The 19,589-nt window shown below is 60.0% G+C and carries 24 protein-coding genes; 23 read left to right on the forward strand and 1 reads right to left on the reverse strand.

The window, feature by feature from the left end:
• Positions 1–5 precede the first annotated feature (5 nt).
• Positions 6–329: a hypothetical protein gene (locus tag V6M90_RS09570; protein ID WP_332846368.1), complete on the reverse strand. Its 324-nt coding sequence runs from the start codon at positions 327–329 to the stop codon at positions 6–8.
• A 25-nt stretch (positions 330–354) separates the two neighbouring features.
• Between V6M90_RS09570 and V6M90_RS09575 the strand changes: the two genes are divergently transcribed.
• From V6M90_RS09575 to V6M90_RS09685, 23 genes are all read left to right on the forward strand, one after another.
• A complete protein-coding gene (locus V6M90_RS09575) occupies positions 355–582 on the forward strand; it encodes a hypothetical protein (RefSeq protein WP_332846369.1) in 228 nt (75 codons plus the stop codon).
• Between the two features lie 30 nt (positions 583–612).
• The gene (locus V6M90_RS09580) at positions 613–3,303 is read left to right on the forward strand and encodes a bifunctional DNA primase/polymerase (protein WP_332846370.1); all 2,691 of its coding nucleotides are present in this window, start codon (positions 613–615) and stop codon (positions 3,301–3,303) included.
• A 328-nt stretch (positions 3,304–3,631) separates the two neighbouring features.
• Positions 3,632–4,120, forward strand: coding sequence for a hypothetical protein (locus tag V6M90_RS09585; protein ID WP_332846371.1), 489 nt, complete (start codon positions 3,632–3,634; stop codon positions 4,118–4,120).
• A gap of 258 nt (positions 4,121–4,378) precedes the next feature.
• A complete protein-coding gene (locus tag V6M90_RS09590) occupies positions 4,379–4,744 on the forward strand; it encodes a putative holin (RefSeq protein WP_332846372.1) in 366 nt (121 codons plus the stop codon).
• Positions 4,737–5,027 (forward strand): phage holin family protein, encoded by a 291-nt coding sequence (locus V6M90_RS09595; RefSeq protein ID WP_054917674.1) that lies wholly within the window; start codon positions 4,737–4,739, stop codon positions 5,025–5,027. The genes V6M90_RS09590 and V6M90_RS09595 overlap by 8 nt, the downstream gene beginning before the upstream one ends.
• A 252-nt stretch (positions 5,028–5,279) precedes the next feature.
• A complete protein-coding gene (locus tag V6M90_RS09600; protein ID WP_332846373.1) occupies positions 5,280–5,882 on the forward strand; it encodes a terminase small subunit in 603 nt (200 codons plus the stop codon).
• Positions 5,883–5,885: 3 nt separating this feature from the next.
• Positions 5,886–7,910, forward strand: coding sequence for a phage terminase large subunit family protein (locus tag V6M90_RS09605; RefSeq protein WP_332846374.1), 2,025 nt, complete (start codon positions 5,886–5,888; stop codon positions 7,908–7,910).
• Between the two features lies 1 nt (position 7,911).
• A complete protein-coding gene (locus V6M90_RS09610; RefSeq protein ID WP_332846375.1) occupies positions 7,912–8,118 on the forward strand; it encodes a phage head-tail joining protein in 207 nt (68 codons plus the stop codon).
• Positions 8,118–9,599 (forward strand): phage portal protein, encoded by a 1,482-nt coding sequence (locus V6M90_RS09615; protein WP_332846376.1) that lies wholly within the window; start codon positions 8,118–8,120, stop codon positions 9,597–9,599. Before V6M90_RS09610 ends, V6M90_RS09615 begins: the two co-directional genes overlap by 1 nt.
• Positions 9,596–10,726, forward strand: coding sequence for a head maturation protease, ClpP-related (locus V6M90_RS09620; RefSeq protein WP_332846377.1), 1,131 nt, complete (start codon positions 9,596–9,598; stop codon positions 10,724–10,726). The genes V6M90_RS09615 and V6M90_RS09620 overlap by 4 nt, the downstream gene beginning before the upstream one ends.
• Positions 10,723–11,061, forward strand: a complete 339-nt coding sequence (locus V6M90_RS09625; RefSeq protein ID WP_177035021.1) for a head decoration protein — start codon at positions 10,723–10,725, stop codon at positions 11,059–11,061. Before V6M90_RS09620 ends, V6M90_RS09625 begins: the two co-directional genes overlap by 4 nt.
• A 62-nt stretch (positions 11,062–11,123) precedes the next feature.
• Entirely contained in the window at positions 11,124–12,119 is a 996-nt protein-coding gene (locus V6M90_RS09630; protein ID WP_332846378.1) for a major capsid protein, read from the forward strand.
• A 2-nt stretch (positions 12,120–12,121) separates the two neighbouring features.
• Positions 12,122–12,442 carry a head-tail joining protein gene (locus tag V6M90_RS09635; protein WP_069552403.1) on the forward strand — a complete coding sequence of 107 codons (321 nt, stop codon included), beginning with the start codon at positions 12,122–12,124 and terminating at the stop codon, positions 12,440–12,442.
• Positions 12,439–13,098, forward strand: a complete 660-nt coding sequence (locus V6M90_RS09640; RefSeq protein ID WP_332846379.1) for a hypothetical protein — start codon at positions 12,439–12,441, stop codon at positions 13,096–13,098. The genes V6M90_RS09635 and V6M90_RS09640 overlap by 4 nt, the downstream gene beginning before the upstream one ends.
• Positions 13,098–13,613 carry a hypothetical protein gene (locus tag V6M90_RS09645; RefSeq protein WP_332846380.1) on the forward strand — a complete coding sequence of 172 codons (516 nt, stop codon included), beginning with the start codon at positions 13,098–13,100 and terminating at the stop codon, positions 13,611–13,613. Before V6M90_RS09640 ends, V6M90_RS09645 begins: the two co-directional genes overlap by 1 nt.
• 29 nt (positions 13,614–13,642) lie before the next feature.
• Entirely contained in the window at positions 13,643–14,176 is a 534-nt protein-coding gene (locus tag V6M90_RS09650) for a phage baseplate assembly protein V (RefSeq protein ID WP_332846446.1), read from the forward strand.
• A gap of 56 nt (positions 14,177–14,232) precedes the next feature.
• Positions 14,233–14,511, forward strand: a complete 279-nt coding sequence (locus V6M90_RS09655; protein ID WP_332846381.1) for a hypothetical protein — start codon at positions 14,233–14,235, stop codon at positions 14,509–14,511.
• A gap of 5 nt (positions 14,512–14,516) precedes the next feature.
• Positions 14,517–14,843: a GPW/gp25 family protein gene (locus V6M90_RS09660; protein WP_332846382.1), complete on the forward strand. Its 327-nt coding sequence runs from the start codon at positions 14,517–14,519 to the stop codon at positions 14,841–14,843.
• Positions 14,840–15,721 carry a baseplate assembly protein gene (locus V6M90_RS09665; RefSeq protein ID WP_332846383.1) on the forward strand — a complete coding sequence of 294 codons (882 nt, stop codon included), beginning with the start codon at positions 14,840–14,842 and terminating at the stop codon, positions 15,719–15,721. Before V6M90_RS09660 ends, V6M90_RS09665 begins: the two co-directional genes overlap by 4 nt.
• 1 nt (position 15,722) lies before the next feature.
• Complete coding sequence (locus tag V6M90_RS09670) at positions 15,723–16,331, forward strand: phage tail protein I (RefSeq protein ID WP_332846384.1); 609 nt, start codon at positions 15,723–15,725, stop codon at positions 16,329–16,331.
• Positions 16,324–17,865, forward strand: coding sequence for a phage tail protein (locus V6M90_RS09675; protein ID WP_332846385.1), 1,542 nt, complete (start codon positions 16,324–16,326; stop codon positions 17,863–17,865). Before V6M90_RS09670 ends, V6M90_RS09675 begins: the two co-directional genes overlap by 8 nt.
• 22 nt (positions 17,866–17,887) lie before the next feature.
• Positions 17,888–18,313, forward strand: a complete 426-nt coding sequence (locus tag V6M90_RS09680; RefSeq protein ID WP_332846386.1) for a tail fiber assembly protein — start codon at positions 17,888–17,890, stop codon at positions 18,311–18,313.
• Positions 18,314–18,415: 102 nt separating this feature from the next.
• The gene (locus tag V6M90_RS09685; RefSeq protein WP_332846387.1) at positions 18,416–19,582 is read left to right on the forward strand and encodes a phage tail sheath family protein; all 1,167 of its coding nucleotides are present in this window, start codon (positions 18,416–18,418) and stop codon (positions 19,580–19,582) included.
• Positions 19,583–19,589 lie beyond the last annotated feature (7 nt).

A 19,589-nucleotide genomic window follows, 5' to 3' on the forward strand; every position in this document is an offset into this window, starting at 1 on the left:
ACCCGTCACTCCTTAAGCTTCAGCTTCAGCAGTTTTCCGATGCGCACCAGATAGGCATCCATGCTCTTTTTGTCGGAGGTGGGTACACAACCATCGTTGTACAGGTAAATGCGCTCCAGATCTTCGTCACCACGGGCGCTCAAAGCTGCCGCCATTTTCTTTGTCAGGCCTTTCGCCTGGAAGCTGACAGGGAAATCTTCGTATTTAACGTATTCACCTGTCATGAATCCCACCGGCTTGTAATTGCGGTTGAGCATGACGTAGCTGCCGTCGCTGTTCCTCATCAAACAGTATGGGAAATGTGTATGGCGCAACTCTTCCTTCAACATTACTTTTTCTCCATTGGGGTTGGTTATGAGCAAGCCATTGATCATCGTTGGACCGCAGGAATCCGGCAAGACCAAAAATGCAGCATCGTTTCTGCAGGTGTTTGGCTGCTCTCGACTCGTGGACGATTGGGACGGAAAGGCTCCGCTAAAACCCGGAGACCTTGCGCTGACCAACGTGGAAGACGTATCGATACCGTATGGGTGCAAAGTGCTCTCGTTTGTGGAGGCAATGCAGTACGTCAGGCCGGCTTAATACAGCCTCACCCTGTCGGGAGTTTTGAGGATGAATGAGGCTTCTACCAGCTCTACAGTATCTTCCTGGGCTCGCCGCTACATCGAAACCTTTAACCTGGCCCTGGTCCCGATTGACCCAGGTGAAAAGGCGCCGAAGGGCATGGGCTGGAACAAACCAGGCGGCTACATCACTGATCCGGCTGTCGCCGAAGCATTCTGGCAACGAAACCCCAACCACAACCTGGGCGTAGTGCTCGGGCCCAGCCGTGTTTGCTCGTTGGACGTGGACGATGTGCAGTGGACGCGGTTTGTGTTGTTCGATCAGATGGGGCTCGACCTTGATGCTATGGCGCTGGTCTATCCGACCATCGTTGGCAACCCATTGCGATTCCGCGTGCTGTTCAAGTTGCCCGAGGAAATGGAGCTGGCGCGCCACTCACTTTCCTGGCCCAACGAAAAGGACCCGGATGGTTCCATTCATAAGGCGTTGACGTTTCGTATCAAGGCCGCGAAAGAAGCGGGCGATGTTGCAGGTGAGGCTGCGTTGCGCGCCGAGGCCGATGAGTACAAGCGCTTCACGGTATTCGAGCTGCGCGCGGGGTTGGTGCAGGACGTGTTCCCACCGTCGATCCATCCCGGCACCGGCAAACCGTATACCTGGCGCACCCCACCGAGCGCGGCTGGCGGCCTTCCGATCCTCACCAATGAGCTGCTGAACATTTGGCAGAATTGGGACGTCTTCAAGCGAAACGCCGAGGCCGCGTGTCCATGGGCACCAAAGCCCAAGAAGCCCGCCGCGAAACCCGTCAAGCGTGCACCGCCGGCTGGCGACAAGCCTTCAGTGATTGACGAGTTCAACCGCTGCCACAATGTGGAAGAGCTGCTGCGGGCCCACGGCTATATCAAGCGTGGTAACAAGTGGTTGTATCCCCAGAGCAGTACCGGTCTGCCAGGCGTTACGGTCACCGACGATAAGGTCTACTCCCACCATGGTGCCGATCCGTTGGCCAACGGTCACCAGAATGATGCTTTTGAGGTGTTCTGTCTGCTGGACCACGATGGCGACCAGTCGAAAGCCGTGAAGGATGCCGCCCGCATGTTGGGCATGCAGCATTCGTCACGCCTGGACCCAAAAGAACTTCCCCCAGCCCCGTCTGCGGATGCAGGCCAGCAGGACTTAGGCGCGCCGCCCTGCGAGGCCGCTCCCGCTACTGACGGGGGGGCGGGGGAGGAGCTGACGTATGAGCAAGTGCTCCGGCGTTACGTGCTGGTCGAGGGCACCACCCAGGTGTGGGATCTCGACAAGTCTCGGGTGATGAAGAAAACCGCGTTTGAGGTCAGGGTTGGGAAGCCGCTGGCGAAACAGTGGATGGACGACACCCTCAAGAAGCTGATCTCGGATGACAAGGTTAAGGAGATCGAGCAGGCACGCAAGTTGGCCGGCAAGAAGGGCGGTGCGCTGAACCTGGAGCCGATTGAACGGTACGTGTACATCGACGGTACCAAGGACGTATGGGACCGCGAAAAGAAACGGCGTATTGCCGAAGGCGCGGTCAAGATGGCACTCGGCGATATGTATGGCATGTGGTTGAACAGCCCGGAGCGCCGAGTGGTCGATGTGGAGAACATCGTGTTCGACCCGACGATGACCAAGGATCCCAACGTCTATATCAACACCTTCGACGGGCTGCCCATGGAGCCGAAGCGCGATGACGCGGCGTGTGAAAACCTACGGTGGCTGATCTCTTTCCTATGCAACCATGACAAGTCGTCGAACGATTGGTTGGTGCGGTGGTTGGCGTACCCGTTGCAGCACCTGGGCGCGAAAATGGATACGGCGGTGCTGGCTCACTCGACCATGGAGGGTTCGGGCAAAAGTCTGCTGTTTGCTGACGCCTTCGGGCTGCTATACGGGCAATACGCGGCTACGGTCGGGCAGACACAGCTGGAAAGCAACTTCAACGCTTGGCAAAGCCGCAAGTTGTGGGCCGTGTTCGAAGAGGTGGTGAGCCGCGATCAGCGTTACAACCAGGTAGGCAAGATCAAGCACCTGGTGACCGGCAAGACGGTGCGTATGGAGTCGAAGTTCATCAACGGTTGGGAGGAAGCCAACCACATGAATGCCGCGTTCCTCAGCAATGAGATTATGCCCTGGCCGATCTCGCCCAGTGACCGGCGAATGTTGGTGCTGTGGCCCATGGAGACGCTTCCGGTGGAGCGCCAAAAGGCTGTGGGCAGGGAACTGGAGAATGGTGGTGTCGCGGCGCTGTACGCGTGGTTGTTGTCTGTTGACCTGGGCGGCTTTGACCAGCGTACCAGGCCGCCTAGTACTGATGCGCGGGAGCGGTTGGTGGCACTGAGTCGGTCCAGTTGGCAGACTTTTCTGTTCCTCTGGCAATACGGCGAGCTGGGGCGCGATATGTGGGGAGCCTGTTTGTCGAGCGATCTGTACGCGATGTTCCTGGAGTGGTGCCACCGAAACAAAGAGCATGTGATGAGCCAGACGAAGTTCTCGTTGTTCATTAGCTCTGAGGTGGACAAGACCCGCGCCATCCCCTGGACCGACGGCAGCAATCGCAAGTTCGGGGCGTTCTTTTTCCCTCGGGGTGAAGGCGCTTCCCAGCCCCCATCAGTCAGTTCGGCCGATCTGGGCAAGGCGGTGGTTGCCTGGCGGGCGGCGGCGCGTCTGGCGGGCTGGAACGTCGACAGTTGGGACCATATCAAGGCGGCTGCAGCATGAGTCCGACTAAATGTGTGTTGGGTGTGTTGGGTGTGTGTTGGGTTGGTTTTCGATACCCCACACAATTTCGAGCCTTCTATTTCGAGACTTTGCGCCTGCTGTGTTGGGTGTGTTGGGTTTGTCGTCGCGCACACGCATGGGCGACGTTATTTGAATCCATGGAAGCTAGATTTTTTTCTTATGCGAGAACCGTTAAACCCAACACACCCAACACACTCTACACATTTGATTTAAAGCTATTGAATTTAAATGGTTTTAGTTGTGTTGGGTTTGTGTTGGGTATGGCGTTTTTTGTGTCGGGTTTGATTTTGGGTGGGGGAGCAGGGCGATGATCGAGGAAGTCGAAGAACTCATGCAGCATTGGGGTAACCAGTTCAACCAGGTAGGTGATGGTGGTGGGTTGGGTAGCCCGATGGCGACGATTATGGAGTGGGGCGGCTCTGCCCCTCGCAGCACCCCGGGATCTCGAGATCTTATGATGGCCTCCGGCGGTGGTATGGATCACGCTGCAATGGAAGTCGCCGCAGCCCTTGCGCAGTTGGAGCGGCAGTCTGATAAAGGTGCGTTGCTGGCGAAGCTCGCACGGAATCGGTATCTGCCGAGACCTGCGTGGTCGGTTCGATCTCAGTTGCCATTTCTCGGCCTGGGTGATGACGCCGACCGCACCTATCGGAATTGGGTCCATACGTTGCATCAACAGGTGCTGGTGATCCTGACCGTGCGCAGTGCGCCAGGTCGCGCGCGGAACCTGCGCGTAAAGTCACCAGCAACCAATCTAACGCGGGCGTCCAGCGTGCCGCGCGTCAGAACTTTTTGACTGCCGTTCGTCTGGAGGAACTGCCTCAAAGCTGCGTCAAAGTGCGTCAAAGGTGCGCCGAGCGGATCAACCGAAAAACACCCCTTTTCGGTTTTTCCGGAGAGGGGTAAAAAGTCCCCACGATATGGAATTTGCGCCTCGGCGCTGACTTCGCACGTGCTGTGCAGCTTCACCCGGCTTCCCTAAGCCGGTCACCTGACCCCGCTTCGGCGGGGTTTTTAATTTCTGCCCAATGGGTGTCTGCAATGGAGTATCAGCATGGGCGAGCCAGCAAGCACGGCTGCAACAGTTGTCGTGGCCGGTGGAGCCGGTGCTGCTGTAACGGGGTTGCTCACTGGCATTGATGGGCTTGCCGTGATCGGCGCTCTCGCTGGTGCCCTGGTGTTCTTTACCACCACCGAAGAGTTGCCAGTGTGGAAGCGGGTTGTCTTCCTGCTGGTCTCCTTTGTGATGGGTTACCTGTTTGCCCCGGGTGTGGCTGAGTTAGAACTGTGGGGCATTCGCCCGTTCAAGTACTCCGGCCCGGCGGCGTTCGGGGCCTCGGTGCTGGTGGTGACGGTTGCGCTCGCCATTATCAAACGTCGTGGTCTCGATGCTGAACAGCAGGGGAGGCAGGATGGATAGTCACCTGATGCAGGAAGTGCTCACCCAGATCACGTTCTGGTTGTGTGTAGCGCTCTTCGTTCGCCTGTTCACCTTCCGCCGCCGTGGTGCGCGGTTCCGCCGTGATATGAGTTGCCTTGCCTGGTTGGTGATGGTGGCGTCCGGTGCGGTGATCGTCTACATCGGCAAGGGCCAGTTGATTATGCCGCGCAACTCTTGGCCGCTGGTGCTGCTGCTGGCGGTGTTCGTCGGGTCGGTGTGTCAGAGTTCGGGCAACCTGGCCAGGGTGTGGAAAGTTGGTTGATGTCTTGGGTCCAGGTGAATGGGTTTTCAGCTAATACACAGGGGCTTTGCCCTTCAGACTTCAGAAAGTGGATCTGTAGCGTCATGCGTCAAAATGGTGCGCCGAAAAGTTGCCGGGGACCCTGGCGGTATTCGAGGGGTACGGGGCATGAAACCCGCGGGAAAGCGTTAGCGGGTGGGCTGCCAGCTTACTGAAATTCAATCCATTGAAATTGAAAGGTTTCCATTGAAAAGCCGTTGAAAAGGAGGGCTTATGACGGATCCACTGTTCCTGTCTAAAAGCGCTTTCGCGGCTCGCATCGGCAGGACGCCGAGCTACATCACTTGGCTCAAAGGCAACAACCGCTTGGTGTTGTCGCCTGACGGCAAGATGGTGGACGTGCTGGCAACCGAAGCGCTGATCCTCGAAACCGCCGACCCCAGCAAGGCCGCCGTCGCTGCTCGACACCAGCAGGACCGGATCCAGCGCGACGTTTACAGCCAACTGTCCCCCCAGGTCGAGCCGACTAACACGGCTGCGCCGCAGCAGCTTACTACTGTCGGCGCCAAGGGCCACGACTTCCATAAGGCTCGCGCCATGCGCGAACACAACCTGGCGCAGCTGGCCGAGATCGAGCTGCACAAGGCGCAGGGCTCCCTGGTCGCAAGGGATGCAATCGAACTGGGCGCTTACAACGCCGGACGCCATCTGCGCGACCAGTTGTTCGGCCAGCTGCCTCAGCTGTCGCACAAGCTGTCAGCCATGACCGACCCTTGGGACATCGAAAAACACCTGGCGGCGACGCTGCGTAAAACACTGGAAGAGGCTGAACGCATGTCCTCATCCGACCTTGAACGTGCAATGACTTCGAGTTGACCTATGCACCCGGAAATCCCTGACGGTGAGAAGGTCTTCCGTGAGGCGTATTTCCGTGGGCTACGACCCGACCCCGACCTGTGGATCGACGAGTGGGCCGACGAGTACATGCGCATCCCGCGAGACACGGGCGCACCTGAGCCCGGCCAGTACCGCACCGAGCGCACGCCGTACGCTCGTGAGCCCATGCGCTGCCTGTCGCCGGCTCACCCGTGCCGGCGCGTGATCACCATGGTGGCTTCGCAACTGATGAAAACGCAGATCGCCTTGAACTGGATGGGCGGCCTGATCCATATGGCACCGTCCAACATCCTCGCGCTGCTGCCAAGCCTGGGCCTCTCGAAGCGGGTGTCCGGGCGGATCAGCAAAACCATCAAGGCGACCCCAGAGCTGGCGAAACGTGTAGCCGCCAGTCGCTCGCGGGACGCCCGCAACACCATGGACACCAAGGAGTTCGAAGGCGGCTCCCTGTACGTCACTACGGCGGGCTCAGCGGCCAACTTATCCGAGCTGTCGGCGCGGTACATCTACGGCGACGAGGTCGACCGGTGGGAAAACGACGTCGGCCAGGAAGGTGACCCCATCGTTCTGGCGGAAACGCGGGCGACCAACTTTGGCCGCAACGCGAAGATCTACTTTTCCAGCTCGCCGACGATCAAGGGCGCTTCGCGGATCTCGGACCTGTTCGAGTCCAGCGACCAGCGTTACTACTACGTGCCATGCCCCACCTGCGGGCATATGCAGGTGCTGGAGTGGGAGCGGCTGCTCTACAACAAGGATTACAGCGCTGTTCACTACCAATGCGCCGCGCCTGAGTGTGACGTCCTGATCGAGGAGCATCACAAAACCGATATGCTCGCCCGTGGCGAGTGGCGCGCCCATGGCAACGGCGACGGCAAGACGGTGGGCTTCCACCTCAACGCGCTTTACTCGCCAATTGGCTGGAAGGACTGGCCCTCGCTGGCCGAGGAGTTCGAAGACGCCAAGAAGGCCCAGGCCAAAGGTGACATGGGCCTGATGCAGGTGTTCTACAACACACGTCTCGCCAAGGTCTGGGACAGCGCGCAAGAGCAGACCAAGGCCGAAGTGCTGGTTGCTCGGGCGCGGCTGGAGACCTACACGCTCGGCAGCATGCCGGTGGGCGTGCTGATGCTGACCGGCGCCGTCGACGTCCAGGCCAATCGCCTGGAGCTGATGGTGATGGGCTTCGGTGTCGGCATGGAACGCTGGGTGGTCGACCACCAGGTGATCTGGGGCGACCCTGCCGATGAACGCACCTGGGCGGTGTTGGACGAAAAGCTAAAGGTTCGGTATCGGCATCCTTGCGGTGTAGGTTTGGCGATCCTGGCGACAGGCGTCGACTCCGGCGGTCACCACACCGACGAGGTGTACCAGTTCTGCCGCGTGCGGCGCTGGCGCAACATTTTCGCCATCAAGGGCGCAAGCAAGCCCGGTAAACCGGTGATTGCTCAGCGGCCGTCCATGGTTGACGTGACCTGGAAGGGCCAGACCGAACGCGGCGGCGCCGAGCTGTGGTTCGTCGGTACCGACACTGCAAAGGACTGGATCTACAACCGCTACGCCTTCGAGGACGGCCCGGGTTCGCTGCACTTTGCCAACGACCTGCCGGACGAGTTCTTCGCCCAGTGCGTGGCCGAGCGCAAGGTCGCCCGGTACGTCAAAGGCTACAAGCGTATCGAGTGGGTCAAGGGCAAGGCCGAGCGCAACGAAGCGCTCGACCTGATGGTGTATTGCCTGGCGATGGCGCATTACCTGGGTATCAATCGCTACCAGGAACACGACTGGGAGCGGGTACGCCAAGCGCTGGCGCAGTCCGGTTTGTTCGACGATGTGTTGGGCGTCAAGCCCGTACAAGGCGAGCGTGACGACGAAGACGAAACGCCGGCACCGGTTGCGGCGCGTCAATCGCTACCACCACCGCCACCTGCTGCCCCGGCCGTCCAGCCACGACCCGCTACACCCCCACAACGCCGCAGCTCCACCAGCGGCTACCTGAAGAGACGCTGATATGTCGTTTACCCCCAAGCACCTCGAAGCCATCGAGCGCGCCATTGCACGCGGTGAAAAGACCGTGCGCTACAGCGACCGCACGGTGGAGTACCGCTCTATCGACGAACTGCTCAAGGCTCGCGACGAGATCCGCACGTCGCTGAGCCAAGCCGCCGGGCCGCGCTCTCGCGTGATCCGGCTTACCCACGGAGGCAAGGGAGTCTAATGGCCCGACATTATCCGACGCTTGCCCGTAACGGATTCTTGCTGCCGTCGAACATCAAGGCCAGTTACGAAGGCGCCGGTGAGGGCCGACGTTCGGCCAGTTGGGAAGCCACCGACGACGGCATCAACAGCATCAACACGCCGGCCCTGCGCAACCTGCGGGCACGCTCGCGGGCGGCGGTGCGCAATGACCCGTATGCATTCAACGTCATCGACAAGCGCGTCAGTAACCTGATCGGCACCGGCATCACGCCCAGGCCGACCACGGAAGACGCAGAGCTGCGCAAACTTCAGCAGCAGCTGTGGGATGACTGGGCGGACGAGGCGGATGCCGATGAGCTGACCGACTTTTACGGCATGCAGGCCCTGGTGGCGCGTACTGTTGAAACCGCCGGAGAGTGCTTCGTGCGGTTGCGACCACGCAGCCCCAGTGAGGGCTTGGCGGTGCCGCTGCAGCTGCAGGCGCTGGCTCCTGAGTTTGTTCCTCACGACAAGTTCGAGACGGCCAAAAACGGCAACGTGATCCGCGCCGGGATCGAATTCAACCCGGCCGGTAAGCGTGTGGCGTACTGGATGTATCTCTCGCATCCGCGCGACTCGTCATCGCTGAACGCCGGTTACAACCAGTTGGTGCGTGTACCGGCCACGCAGGTGCTGCACATCTTCGAACCCATGGAGCCCGGGCAGCTGCGCGGCGTGCCGCGCTTGGCACCAGTGTTGAAGCGCTTGCGCAGCCTGGACAACTACGACGACGCGGTGCTGTTTCGCCAGGAGGTGGCGAACCTGTTCGCCGGCTTCATCAAACGGCCGGCCCCGGACAGTGGGCAGCAGCCACGCGATCCTGTCACGGGGCAATTGCTTACCACCGACCGCGACGGCTTCACGCCGATGGTCGCGCTGGAACCCGGCACCATGCAAGAGCTGGGGCCAGGTGAAGAGGTGGAGTTCTCCAAACCCCCGGACGCCGGCAACAACTACCCGGACTTCATGCGGCAGCAGCTGATGGCTGCGGCGGCGGGTTCGGGCACGCCTTACGAGATCCTCACCGGCGACATGCGCGAGGTCAACGATCGGGCGCTGCGGGTGGTGCTCAACGAGTTCCGGCGCCGCCTGGAGCAACTGCAATTCGGCGTGTATGTGCATCAGCTGTGCCGCCCGGTGCGTGCTGCCTGGCTGGACATGGCTGTGCTTTCCGGCGCCCTGGTGCTGGAGAACTATGCGCAACGTCGGCGGGAATACCTGCGAACGCGTTGGGTGCCGCAAGGCTGGGCCTACATCCAGCCGGTACAGGACGTGCAGGCGCGGCGGATGGAAGTGCAGGCGGGCTTTGGTTCGCGCAGCGAGATGTGTCTGCGCAACGGCTACGACGCGGAGACCATTGACGCGGAAAACGCCGCCGACCTCGCCCGGTCCACGGAACTCGGCCTCAACTACACCACGCTTGATGCCATCGAGCCGAATGACGACAAGGAACAATCATGAGTAAAAAAGCCAAGCCCCGCGTCTTTGACAAGGCGGGCAAGCAGGTCAAGGTCGCCGACAAAAGCTGGTACACCCTCCAGGCCAGCGGCGAAGCCGAGCAACGCAGCATCGAAATCTTCGTGTACGGCGAGATCGGCGCCTGGGGCGTCACTGCCAATCAGTTCGTGCAGGATCTGCGCGCCATGGATGACGGCGCGTCACCGGTGATTGTTGCCTTCAACAGCATCGGTGGGGACTTGTTCGACGGCCTGGCGATCCACAACGCATTGTCGCGCCTGGGCGAGCGCTGCACCGGTCGTATTGACGCCCTGGCGGCGAGTGCGGCCAGTGTCGCGGTATGCGGCGCTCACCGAGTGGTGATCGCGGCCAATGCCATGTTGATGATCCACAACCCCTACACCTTTACCGGTGGTGATGCCGAAGACTTCCGCCGTGTCGCGGATGTGCTGGACCAGACTCTGGAAGCGATCATCGCGGCGTACAAGGCCAAGGCGCCGGACATCGACGAAGCCGAGCTGCGGCGCATGGTCAATGCTGAAACTTGGCTCACGGCCAACGAGGCGGTGGCGCTGGGCCTGGCCGATGAGGTTGGCGATGGTTTGAAGGTCAGCGCCTGCCTCGGCCAAGGCAGTGTGCTGCAGCGTTTCCAGAATGCCCCGGCCGAACTGCTCGCCCAGTTGGACGAAGAGCCGGAAGTCGAATCGCCGGAACCAGATCCAGCGCCCGTATTGGACGCGGCCAAGTTGGCGCTGATGGTCACGCAGGGTTGTGCAGCGGCAGGCATCAGCAACCTGGTGGACCCGATTCTCGCTGTGACGAAGTTGGAAAGCGAAGCTGTGATCCAGGCCGCGCTGACCAAGGCCAAAACCCTGCACGGCCTGTGCGTTGCAGCACGATTGCCAGAGCTGACCGGCGAGTTCATCAGCGCTGGACTCGACGAAGCTGCAGTCCGCGCACGGTTGTTCGACAAGCTGGTCGGCAGCGGCGGCGGCTTTGAAATCAACAACAGCCTGCCACTTGACGATGACCCAGCCGCGACGATCAAGGCCAAACAGGTCGACACTCACTCAATCTGGGCCAGCCGTCAGGCGGCACAGAACGGAACCTCGAAAGGAGCAAGAGCATGAAAACTGAATCGATGCACGCGGGCGAGTTCCTGCTGTCTGAAGGCGCTGGCAACATTTCCCGCGAAGCGATCAACGTCGCCGCTGGTGCCGCCTTGGAGCCTGGTCAGATTCTTGGCCTGGTCACACTCACCGGCGAGTTCGCCCCGTATAAGCCGACCGCCGAAGACGGCACCGAAAACGCCATCGCGATCCTCTACGGGCCGCTGGGCGAATCGGATGTGCCACGTCGCGGTCGCGCGGTCGTGCGGCTGGCCGAGGTCAGCGAAGCGCATTTGACCGGCCTCGATCCCGCCGCTGAAAAGGCCCTGGCTACCCATTTCGTGATCGTCCGCTAATACGTTCACCCTCTTTTATCCATCCCGCCGCGTGCGGGATTTTTCATTTCTGGAGAGTACCCATGGCCGATATCGCCATTTTTGAAGACGATGCGTTCAGCGTCTCCTCGCTGACCGCTGCAATCAATGAGCAGCAATACCTGCCAGGGCGCATCAGCAGCCTGGGACTGTTTCGCGAAGAAGGCATCAGCACGCTGACCGTGCAGATCGAGAAGGACGGCGACACCCTGGCCCTGGTGCCAGCAGGTGAACGTGGTACCTCGGGACTGGTGGTCGGCGCGACTAAGCGTATGTTGATTCCGTTCAACACCGTGCACCTGCCGGAGCGCTTCACGATCAAGGCAGATGAGATCCAGGGTATCCGCGCCTTCGGCTCTCTCACTGAGTTGCAGGCCGTGCAGGACGTAGTCAACAAGCGTCTTGGTAAGGCACGTCGCCAGTTGGATGCCACCCACGAATTTCAACGCATGGGTGCATTGAACGGGACGGTGCTGGACGCGGACGGCAAGACTGTACTGTTGGATATCTATGACCGTTTCGGTGTCGAGCGACAGAAGCTCCCTATGGAATTGGGTAACCCTGCCACTGAGATCCGTGTGAAGTGTGGTGAAGCCTTGGATATGCAGGAGGAAGCGCTGGGCAGCGTCACTACTACTGGCTCTCGTGCCTTCTGCGGAAAAAACTTCTGGAACAAGCTGCTCGTCCACAAGTCGGTCAAAGAAACCTACCTCAATACCATGCAGGCCGCGTCCCTGCGTGGCGATGCCCGTGAAAGCTTCGAGTTCGGCGGGATCGTCTGGGAGCGGTATCGTGGCAAGATTGCCGGCGTTGCGTTTGTCCACGACGACAAGGCACTGCTGGTCCCTGAGGGCGTCCCTGATTTGTACATCTCGTCCTTCGCGCCGGCCGACTACATGGAAACGGTCAACACCCAGGGCATCCCGTACTACAGCAAGATCGAGCCGCTGCCGTTCAACAAGGGCGTCGCCGGTGAAGCCCAGTCCAACCCGCTGCACCTGTGCACGCGGCCTCGGGCGCAGATCCTGCTGGAGATGTGACCGTGGCCTTCCGCGAACTGATCGACGACATCGACGCGGTGGTGTTCGAAACACTGGGTGATACCGCACGAATCGAGGGGCGTGAAGAACCTGTGCTCGGCATGTTCGCGGCGCCCTGGTTGCAACCCAAGCTCGGCAAGCTGAACACCGGCTTGCGCGAGCCTCGGTTTGAGATCCGCGTCAGCGATTCGGAAGGCTTGAAACGCGGGCTATTGGTCAGCATCGATTTGCCTGCTTTGGATGGCGGCGGCGATTACGACCTGCTGCAGCTGGAGCCGAGTGGCGACGGTCTTGTCGCCTTGATCCTGAGGTTACGCCCATGAGCATCGGTAGCTACTACAAGCCCTCGGCTGGCGGCGGCATGATCTCCATCCAGTCGTCAGCCGCAGACCTGCAGGCGTTTCAGGACTTTGCAAAGCTGGTGCCCAAGGCAGCTGCGACTGCTCACCGTCGAGCCATCAACAAGACACTGGGATGGTTGCGCACGCACATCGCCCGGGCGGTTAGTCGGCAAGAGCGCATTGCTGTCGCGGCGGTGCGTCAACGGTTGCGCAGTTACCCGGTGTCCGGCGGGGCTTCGAGCGGCAAGCTGTGGTTCGGTTTGAACGCTATCGAGTCCAGTCGGATCGGCCGGGCACGGCAGACAGGCACCGGTGTGTCGGTAGCGGGGCGGCGGTATCAAGGCGCGTTCCTCAAGAAGGTTTACGGCAACAAGCCGGACATCTGGATCCGTACCGCAAGCAAGCACTTCAATGCTGACGATTACCCTGACAGCACGGTGTCGCCGGGGCGCGGGCCGAGTTCGGGATGGGTGGCGGAAAACGGCAGTCGCTTTCCGCTGGCAAAGGCGAAGGTCTCTCTGGAGCAAGCCCGGCCCCATTTTGAAAGCTGGGTACAAAAGGCTGATGAACGCTTACTGGAGATCCTGAAACAGGAACTCAACTTTGAGTTGCAGAAATACCTCAAGAGGATCGGTTAATGGCTGACGAACCTTTTAGCCTCGACCAGCTTTACCGAGCGGTCGAGCAACACCTGGTGAGTCATCTGCCAGGGGTTCAGACGGTGAGTGCTTGGCCGAACATCCAGGATCGCATTGCGTTACCGGCAGTGTTTCTGGAGCTGGCCGAGATCGAGCCCGGTACCGATATCGGCACGGGCGAAACTGCATTGGTGTGTAAGTTCGAAGCGCGAATCATCGTTGACCCCATCGATCCCTTGCATCAGCAGCAGGCGGTGCAGTTGGTTACCCAACTCGCGGTTCTACTGCGGGCACAGACCTGGGGGCTGGAGGTCGAGCCAGCTGAGTTCGTTCAGGCCTTGCAGGATTGGACCCAGCCGGCTTTGGATGGTTACACCGTGTGGCTGGTGGAATGGACGCAGCAGGTGTACCTCGGTCCTGAACAATGGCCTTGGCCTGACCAACCGCCTGGGATGCTGTTGTTTGGCTTCAACAACGACGTCAAAGAGGACTTTGTGCCGGCGGAGGACATGTGAGCGGCTATGCCAGCGCCCAGCATGACCGCATGCTCGCCGGGGTGGTGAAGGCTTGTTATGTGGTGGCCCTCGACCTGGCCGCCTCGCCGCCGGTGTGTCGGGTGTCGGATGGCGAATGGGTCAGCGCATGGGTGCGCTGGCACAGCATTGCAGCCGGCAAGGCCAGGCACTGGCGGGCGCCCTCCATGGGGGAGCAGGGGACTTTAGTCAGTGCCAGCGGTGACGTGGCGCAAGGCACCTTCATCCCGGGCTTGTATGGCAATGCCGGCCCGCCACCGGATAACCGCGATCATGTCGAAGTCTGGCGCTTTGACGATGGCGGCTCGCTGATCTACGACTGGCAGGCCAAGAGCTACAGCATCACCCTGCCGAGCGGAACGGTGACCATCAAAGTCGCCAGTACAGAGGCGGTCATCACGGACAGCGCTGTGAACGTGACCACCGGCAACATCAATCTGAAAGCGGCGGTGCTGATCGACGGTGCATTGCACGTTACAAAGGGCATCACCAGTGCCGGCGCGATCATTGATGCCGGTGGCAACAGCAATCACCACACGCACTAATTTCAATCCCCAACAGCCCGCCCAGTGCGGGTTTTTTTACACCTGGAGTTTGCCTTATGAATAGGTCTAGAACTGATGGCGATTCGGCGGGGTCCGTCGAAGCGATTGCGGTAGTGGGTTTGAAGCCCGCGGCGCTTGGTATTCCGGTGACTGCTGACCCGGTGGAGCCCATCGGCCCCGCGCGTGTCTTTCGCGACAAGGTTTTCACCTCGCGAACACTGATCCTGCCCAGCGGCGAGGCGCTTCCTGTTATTGCGGGTCGCGTCACCGCATGTGGCGATGATCAATTTGCGTTCTTGAAAGCGCATCCAGATCTGGAGCAATTGAAGGAGTAATCACAATGATCGGAATGGACCGCCACACCGGCCAGCCCATTTCCGGCATCGCGCACTTGCGCCAATCAGTTCCAGACATCTTGGGCACGCCGCTAGGCAGCCGCCGGCATCGGCCTGAGTACGGCAGCAAGCTGCGGCGGTTTGTGGATTTGCCTGTTAACGAGGGCTGGAAAAGCGCTGTACAGGCGGAAGTTGCCCGCGCCCTGGGGTGTTGGGAGCCGCGTTTGAAACTGGATCAGGTACGCGTCGTTTCCGTTATCGGCGGGCAAATCAATCTGAAGATCGTCGGGCAGTACCTGGGCGACGCCGTCACGTTGGAGGTGGCCGTATGAGCATTGTGGATCTGTCTTCGTTGCCGGCACCGACCGTGTTGGAGCCGCTGGACTTCGAAGAGGTTTATCAGGAAGGGCTGAGCGTTTTTCGCGGGTATATGGGCGGCAACTGGACCGCCGCGCTGGAAAGTGACCCGGTGGTTAAAGTGCTGGAGGTCGGCGCTTACATCAAGGTCGGCAACCGCGCCCGGGTCAATGATGCCGGCAAGGCGGTATTGCTGGCACACGCCATACGTGGTGACCTCGATCACTTGGGGGCCAACGTCAACTTAAAACGCTTGGTTATTCAAGCGGCAGATCTGCTGGCAGTGCCGCCGGTACCGGAGGTTGAGGAGGACGACGACCCGTTCCGGGAGCGTATTCAGTTGGCCTACGAGGGGCTGACCACGGCCGGACCGCGTAACAGCTACATCCTGCATGCGCGAAACGCGTCGGGGCTGGTGGCGGATGCCACGGCTGAAAGCCCTGCGCCTTGTTACGTGACGGTAACGGTGTTGGGGCTGGACGGGGAGGGCGTTGCTTCACCAGCTCTGTTGACTACGGTGGCCGCCGCGCTGAATGACGAAAACGTACGGCCAGTGGGAGATCGGGTGACGGTGCAGAGCGCCCAAGTGATCCGTTACCAAATCAACGCGATCCTGCATATGACCAGTGCTGGACCCGAAGCCGATGCCAGTTTGGCCGAAGCAAAGAACCGTTTGGCTGCCTGGATCAATCCGCGAAAGCGGCTTGGCGTCGAGGTGGCTCGCTCCGGTGTCGATGCGCAGCTACACGTTGCCGGCGTTTCGCGGGTCGAGCTGTTTGGATGGCAGGACCTGGCCCCGACCAAGGCTCAGGCGGCGTTCTGTACGGGCTACACCGTGACGCTGGCGGCCTGACATGAAAAGCCTACTGCCGATCAACAGCACGCAACTGGAACGCGCCATGGAGGCGACGTTTTTCGAGAAAACGATTGCCCCGCTGCGCGACCTCTACAACGCTGATACCTGCCCGGTTCATTTGCTGCCGCATCTGGCCTGGGCCTGGTCGGTGGATCGCTGGGACTACCGATGGACTGAGGCGACTAAGCGTGCCGCTATTAAGGCGTCTTACTACATCCATGCCCACAAAGGGACCATCGGTGCGTTGCGCCGAGTGGTCGAGCCCCTGGGCTATCTGATCGAGATTATCGAGTGGTTCAAGATGGTGCCGGAAGGCATCCCTGGCACCTTCGCGTTGAAAGTTGGCGTTCTCGACACCGGTATCACTGAGGAGATGTATCAGGAGCTGGAGCGGCTGGTTGATGACGCCAAGCCCGTCAGCCGGCACCTGACGGGGCTGGCGATCAGTCTCGAAACTCAAGGTCTTTTGAACATCAGTGTTGCCCTGTACGAAGGCGACGAAATCGACGTTTACCCGCCGGTCATGCGTGACATTGAGGTCACCGGGGCTTTTGGCGTGGTCGGACGCGAACACTCTATTGACACCCTGGACGTTTATTATGATTGATGCGAATTCGCAGTTTTTCGCCATCCTCACAAACGTGGGAATGGCTAAGCAGGCGAACGCTGACGCGCTCGGCATTCCCTGGAAGTTCACTGACATGGGCGTGGGTGATGCTAACAACACTGACCCCATCCCCAGTGCGGCGCAGACTCGCCTGATCAACGAGTGGCGCCGCCGTCCTTTGAATCAAGTGCGGGTCGATCCGGTGAACCCGGCGGTGATCATTGCCGAGCAAATTATCCCCGCTGATGAGGGGGGGCACTGGATTCGCGAAATCGGCTTGTATGACGTCGATGGCGATCTGGTCGCAGTAGCCAACTGCGCGCCGAGCTTTAAGCCGGTTCTGTCGCAGGGCTCCGGCCGAACGCAAGTGGTGCGGATGAATTTCATCGTATCCAGCACCGGCAACATCACGCTCAAGATTGACCCGGCCGTGGTGCTGGCAACGCGCGAGTACGTCGATCTGCGGATCATGGAAGAGCTGTACAAACTCGATAACAAACAATCGGTACGGGTGGCAACCACGGCCAGCATCGCCCTGGCGGGCCTGCAGACCATCGACGGCATTGTGTTGGCGGCCGGTGATCGAGTGCTGGTGAAGAACCAGAATGTCGCTAAGGACAACGGGCTGTACGTTGCGGCGGCGGGCGTATGGAAGCGCACGGAAGATGCCGATACCAATGCCGAAGTTACGTCAGCGCTGTTGGTATCGGTAGAGCAGGGCACCACGCTGGCTGATACACGCTGGCAGTTGGTCACCGATGGCGTGATCGTCCTCGGCACCACCGCGCTGACATTTCAGAACGTCACGCAAGGTTTTGCACCGATTAATTCCCCTGCACTGCTTGGGTCACCAACAGCACCGACCCCGCCCAAGTTTAATAACAGCAAATTGCTCGCAAATACCGAGTTTGTCCAAGCCGCTATCGGTAATTATGCTGGGCAAACAAATTACACGGCTGATACGGCGTTAACAGCGGCAGACGTTGGAAGGTTGAGCAACTTTGCGCAACTTTCGACAGTTACATTGCCCCCGGCATCAAGCGTGGCGGCCGGGTCCCTGATTACTATTGGCAGCTCTCTTGCAGGAGGGGTTACGGTAATGGCTGCAGTGGGTGACGTGCTGACGAATGTGAATACTGAGTCAGGGCCGTTTTTTATCCAGGTCGGTACTTTCGGTGTATTCCGCCGACAGTTAGGGGGCATCGGCTGGAGCTTTGACGGTGGGGATGCAGCACTCAAGTACTCGCCTTTGTTTTCTGCCCGTCTGACAACGAATGGCTATCAAAGATCGCCTTCCGGCCACATTGAACAATGGGGCGTCATTCCTGCCATCCCTGCGGGCGGTTCGGTGCTGATCAATTACCCTATTAAATTTCCCAGTGGCCCTTTAGCGATTGTGGCGGGGGCGGGCGCTTCGCAGGCGGGGTCGCCCGGGGTCAATTCCTACAACGAATCTTCTGGGCAGGTCAGGTTCTGGAACGCGTCACTCACTGTTGCCACGCAGGCGAGCACCTATTTTGCCAAGGGCATTTAATGCTTTTTAGAGGGTGGTTTTTATGTTTGCTTCAAAACAAACCGGCTTCTTCTACGATCCGGGATTCAACGATTCTATCCCCGATGACGCGGTGGAAATCTCCCCTGAGGCGCATGCTGAACTGCTGGCGGGGCAAGGCGAAGGCAAGGTAATAGGTTGGGGCGATGACGGCTTCCCGCGCCTCGAACCTGCGCCTGGGCCGTCGCCCGATCAACTGGCAATGGTTGAGCGCGCTTGGCGTGACTTGCAGCTCACCGGGACAGATAGCGTTGTGACGCGCCACCGCGACGAGCTGGAGGAGGGTTCTCCGACTTCCTTTACTGCTGAGCAATATGCTGAGCTACAAGCCTATCGACGACAACTGCGTGATTGGCCGGAAGCCGGCGAGTTTCCTTTGAGTGAACATCGCCCGCAAGTGCCGTCCTGGCTCCCGGAGTTAACTCAATAAACGCCCCGCGCTGACGGGGCGTTTTCTATTCCTTCACGCGTAACACGAACAACCCACGGCCTCGCTCATGCGGGGCTTTTTCGTTTCTGGAGATCGAGCCTTATGAGTTTCTTTCACGGCGTTACCACGACCGACATCAAGACGGGCGCGCGCACTATTTCGTTGCCGTCGTCTTCCATCATCGGACTGTGCGACACCTTCACCCCGGGCGGGCTGGATGGGGGCACGGCCAAGGCCGGCGAGTTGAAGTTAATCACCACTGAGCGCGAAGCCATTGCCGCGTTCGGTGCAAATTCGGCAATCACCAAGGCTTGTAAAGCGATCTACACCAAGGCAAAGGCTGTGATCGTCGCCATCGGCGTGCCGAAGCTGGAAGACGCGGCGCTGCAAACCTCGGCGATTATCGGCGGCGTTTTGGCGTCGGGCCAGCGCACCGGCTTGCAGGCGTTGCTGGACGGTAAAAGCCTGTTCAACGCTCAGCCGCGGTTGTTGATCGCACCGGGGCATACCGCCACGCAAGCAGTGGCGACCGCGCTCGATAGCCTGGCGCAGAAGCTGCGGGCTATCGGCATCCTCGATGGTCCTGGCACCACGGATGAGGCGGCGATGCTCTACGCCGATAACTTCGGCAGTCGCAACCTGTTCATGGTTGACCCGGGCGTACAGTACTGGGACACCGACCTCAGTAAGACGGTTGATGCACCGGGCTCGGCCTGGGCGGCAGGCTTGTTTGCCTGGACCGATGCCGAATATGGCTTCTGGGCCTCGCCGTCGAACAAGGAGTTCACCGGTATCACCGGCACGACCCGGGCTGTCGAGTACCTGGATGGCGACGAGACGTGCCGTGCCAACCTGCTGAACAACGCCAATATCGCGACGATCATTCGCGACGACGGCTATCGCTTGTGGGGCAACCGTACGCTGTCGAGCGATCCGAAGTGGGCGTTCGTCACGCGCGTTCGAACACTGTTCATCCTCATGGATGCAGTGCAGACCGGCCACAAGTGGGCGGTAGACCGCTCGATCACCAAGACCTACGTCAAGGATGTGACTGATGGTCTGGACGCTTTCATGCGCGACCTGAAAGCCCAGGGCGCGATTATCAATTTTGAGGTGTACCCGGACACCGAGCTGAACACGGCCAGCCAGATCGAACAGGGCAAAGTTTTTTGGCGTATCCGCTTCACCGACGTGCCGCCAGCAGAAAACCCTAATTTCCTTTTCGAAGTCACCGATCAGTGGATGACCGAAGTTCTTGAAGCAGCCTAAGGGGCCA

The organism is Pseudomonas lactucae (assembly GCF_036688725.1).
In the GTDB taxonomy this organism is placed as follows: Bacteria; Pseudomonadota; Gammaproteobacteria; order Pseudomonadales; family Pseudomonadaceae; genus Aquipseudomonas; species Aquipseudomonas lactucae.

Coding starts and splice junctions, on each gene's coding strand:
- V6M90_RS09680 (WP_332846386.1), top strand. CDS start 17,888: ATGTTTGCTTCAAAACAAACCGGCTTCTTCTACGATCCGGGATTCAAC.
- V6M90_RS09595 (WP_054917674.1), top strand. CDS start 4,737: ATGGATAGTCACCTGATGCAGGAAGTGCTCACCCAGATCACGTTCTGG.
- V6M90_RS09655 (WP_332846381.1), top strand. CDS start 14,233: ATGAATAGGTCTAGAACTGATGGCGATTCGGCGGGGTCCGTCGAAGCG.
- V6M90_RS09670 (WP_332846384.1), top strand. CDS start 15,723: ATGAAAAGCCTACTGCCGATCAACAGCACGCAACTGGAACGCGCCATG.
- V6M90_RS09605 (WP_332846374.1), top strand. CDS start 5,886: ATGCACCCGGAAATCCCTGACGGTGAGAAGGTCTTCCGTGAGGCGTAT.
- V6M90_RS09645 (WP_332846380.1), top strand. CDS start 13,098: ATGGCTGACGAACCTTTTAGCCTCGACCAGCTTTACCGAGCGGTCGAG.
- V6M90_RS09640 (WP_332846379.1), top strand. CDS start 12,439: ATGAGCATCGGTAGCTACTACAAGCCCTCGGCTGGCGGCGGCATGATC.
- V6M90_RS09625 (WP_177035021.1), top strand. CDS start 10,723: ATGAAAACTGAATCGATGCACGCGGGCGAGTTCCTGCTGTCTGAAGGC.
- V6M90_RS09650 (WP_332846446.1), top strand. CDS start 13,643: ATGCTCGCCGGGGTGGTGAAGGCTTGTTATGTGGTGGCCCTCGACCTG.
- V6M90_RS09590 (WP_332846372.1), top strand. CDS start 4,379: ATGGGCGAGCCAGCAAGCACGGCTGCAACAGTTGTCGTGGCCGGTGGA.
- V6M90_RS09585 (WP_332846371.1), top strand. CDS start 3,632: ATGATCGAGGAAGTCGAAGAACTCATGCAGCATTGGGGTAACCAGTTC.
- V6M90_RS09685 (WP_332846387.1), top strand. CDS start 18,416: ATGAGTTTCTTTCACGGCGTTACCACGACCGACATCAAGACGGGCGCG.
- V6M90_RS09630 (WP_332846378.1), top strand. CDS start 11,124: ATGGCCGATATCGCCATTTTTGAAGACGATGCGTTCAGCGTCTCCTCG.
- V6M90_RS09580 (WP_332846370.1), top strand. CDS start 613: ATGAATGAGGCTTCTACCAGCTCTACAGTATCTTCCTGGGCTCGCCGC.
- V6M90_RS09620 (WP_332846377.1), top strand. CDS start 9,596: ATGAGTAAAAAAGCCAAGCCCCGCGTCTTTGACAAGGCGGGCAAGCAG.
- V6M90_RS09570 (WP_332846368.1), bottom strand. CDS start 329: ATGTTGAAGGAAGAGTTGCGCCATACACATTTCCCATACTGTTTGATG.
- V6M90_RS09615 (WP_332846376.1), top strand. CDS start 8,118: ATGGCCCGACATTATCCGACGCTTGCCCGTAACGGATTCTTGCTGCCG.
- V6M90_RS09665 (WP_332846383.1), top strand. CDS start 14,840: ATGAGCATTGTGGATCTGTCTTCGTTGCCGGCACCGACCGTGTTGGAG.
- V6M90_RS09575 (WP_332846369.1), top strand. CDS start 355: ATGAGCAAGCCATTGATCATCGTTGGACCGCAGGAATCCGGCAAGACC.
- V6M90_RS09675 (WP_332846385.1), top strand. CDS start 16,324: ATGATTGATGCGAATTCGCAGTTTTTCGCCATCCTCACAAACGTGGGA.
- V6M90_RS09600 (WP_332846373.1), top strand. CDS start 5,280: ATGACGGATCCACTGTTCCTGTCTAAAAGCGCTTTCGCGGCTCGCATC.
- V6M90_RS09660 (WP_332846382.1), top strand. CDS start 14,517: ATGATCGGAATGGACCGCCACACCGGCCAGCCCATTTCCGGCATCGCG.
- V6M90_RS09610 (WP_332846375.1), top strand. CDS start 7,912: ATGTCGTTTACCCCCAAGCACCTCGAAGCCATCGAGCGCGCCATTGCA.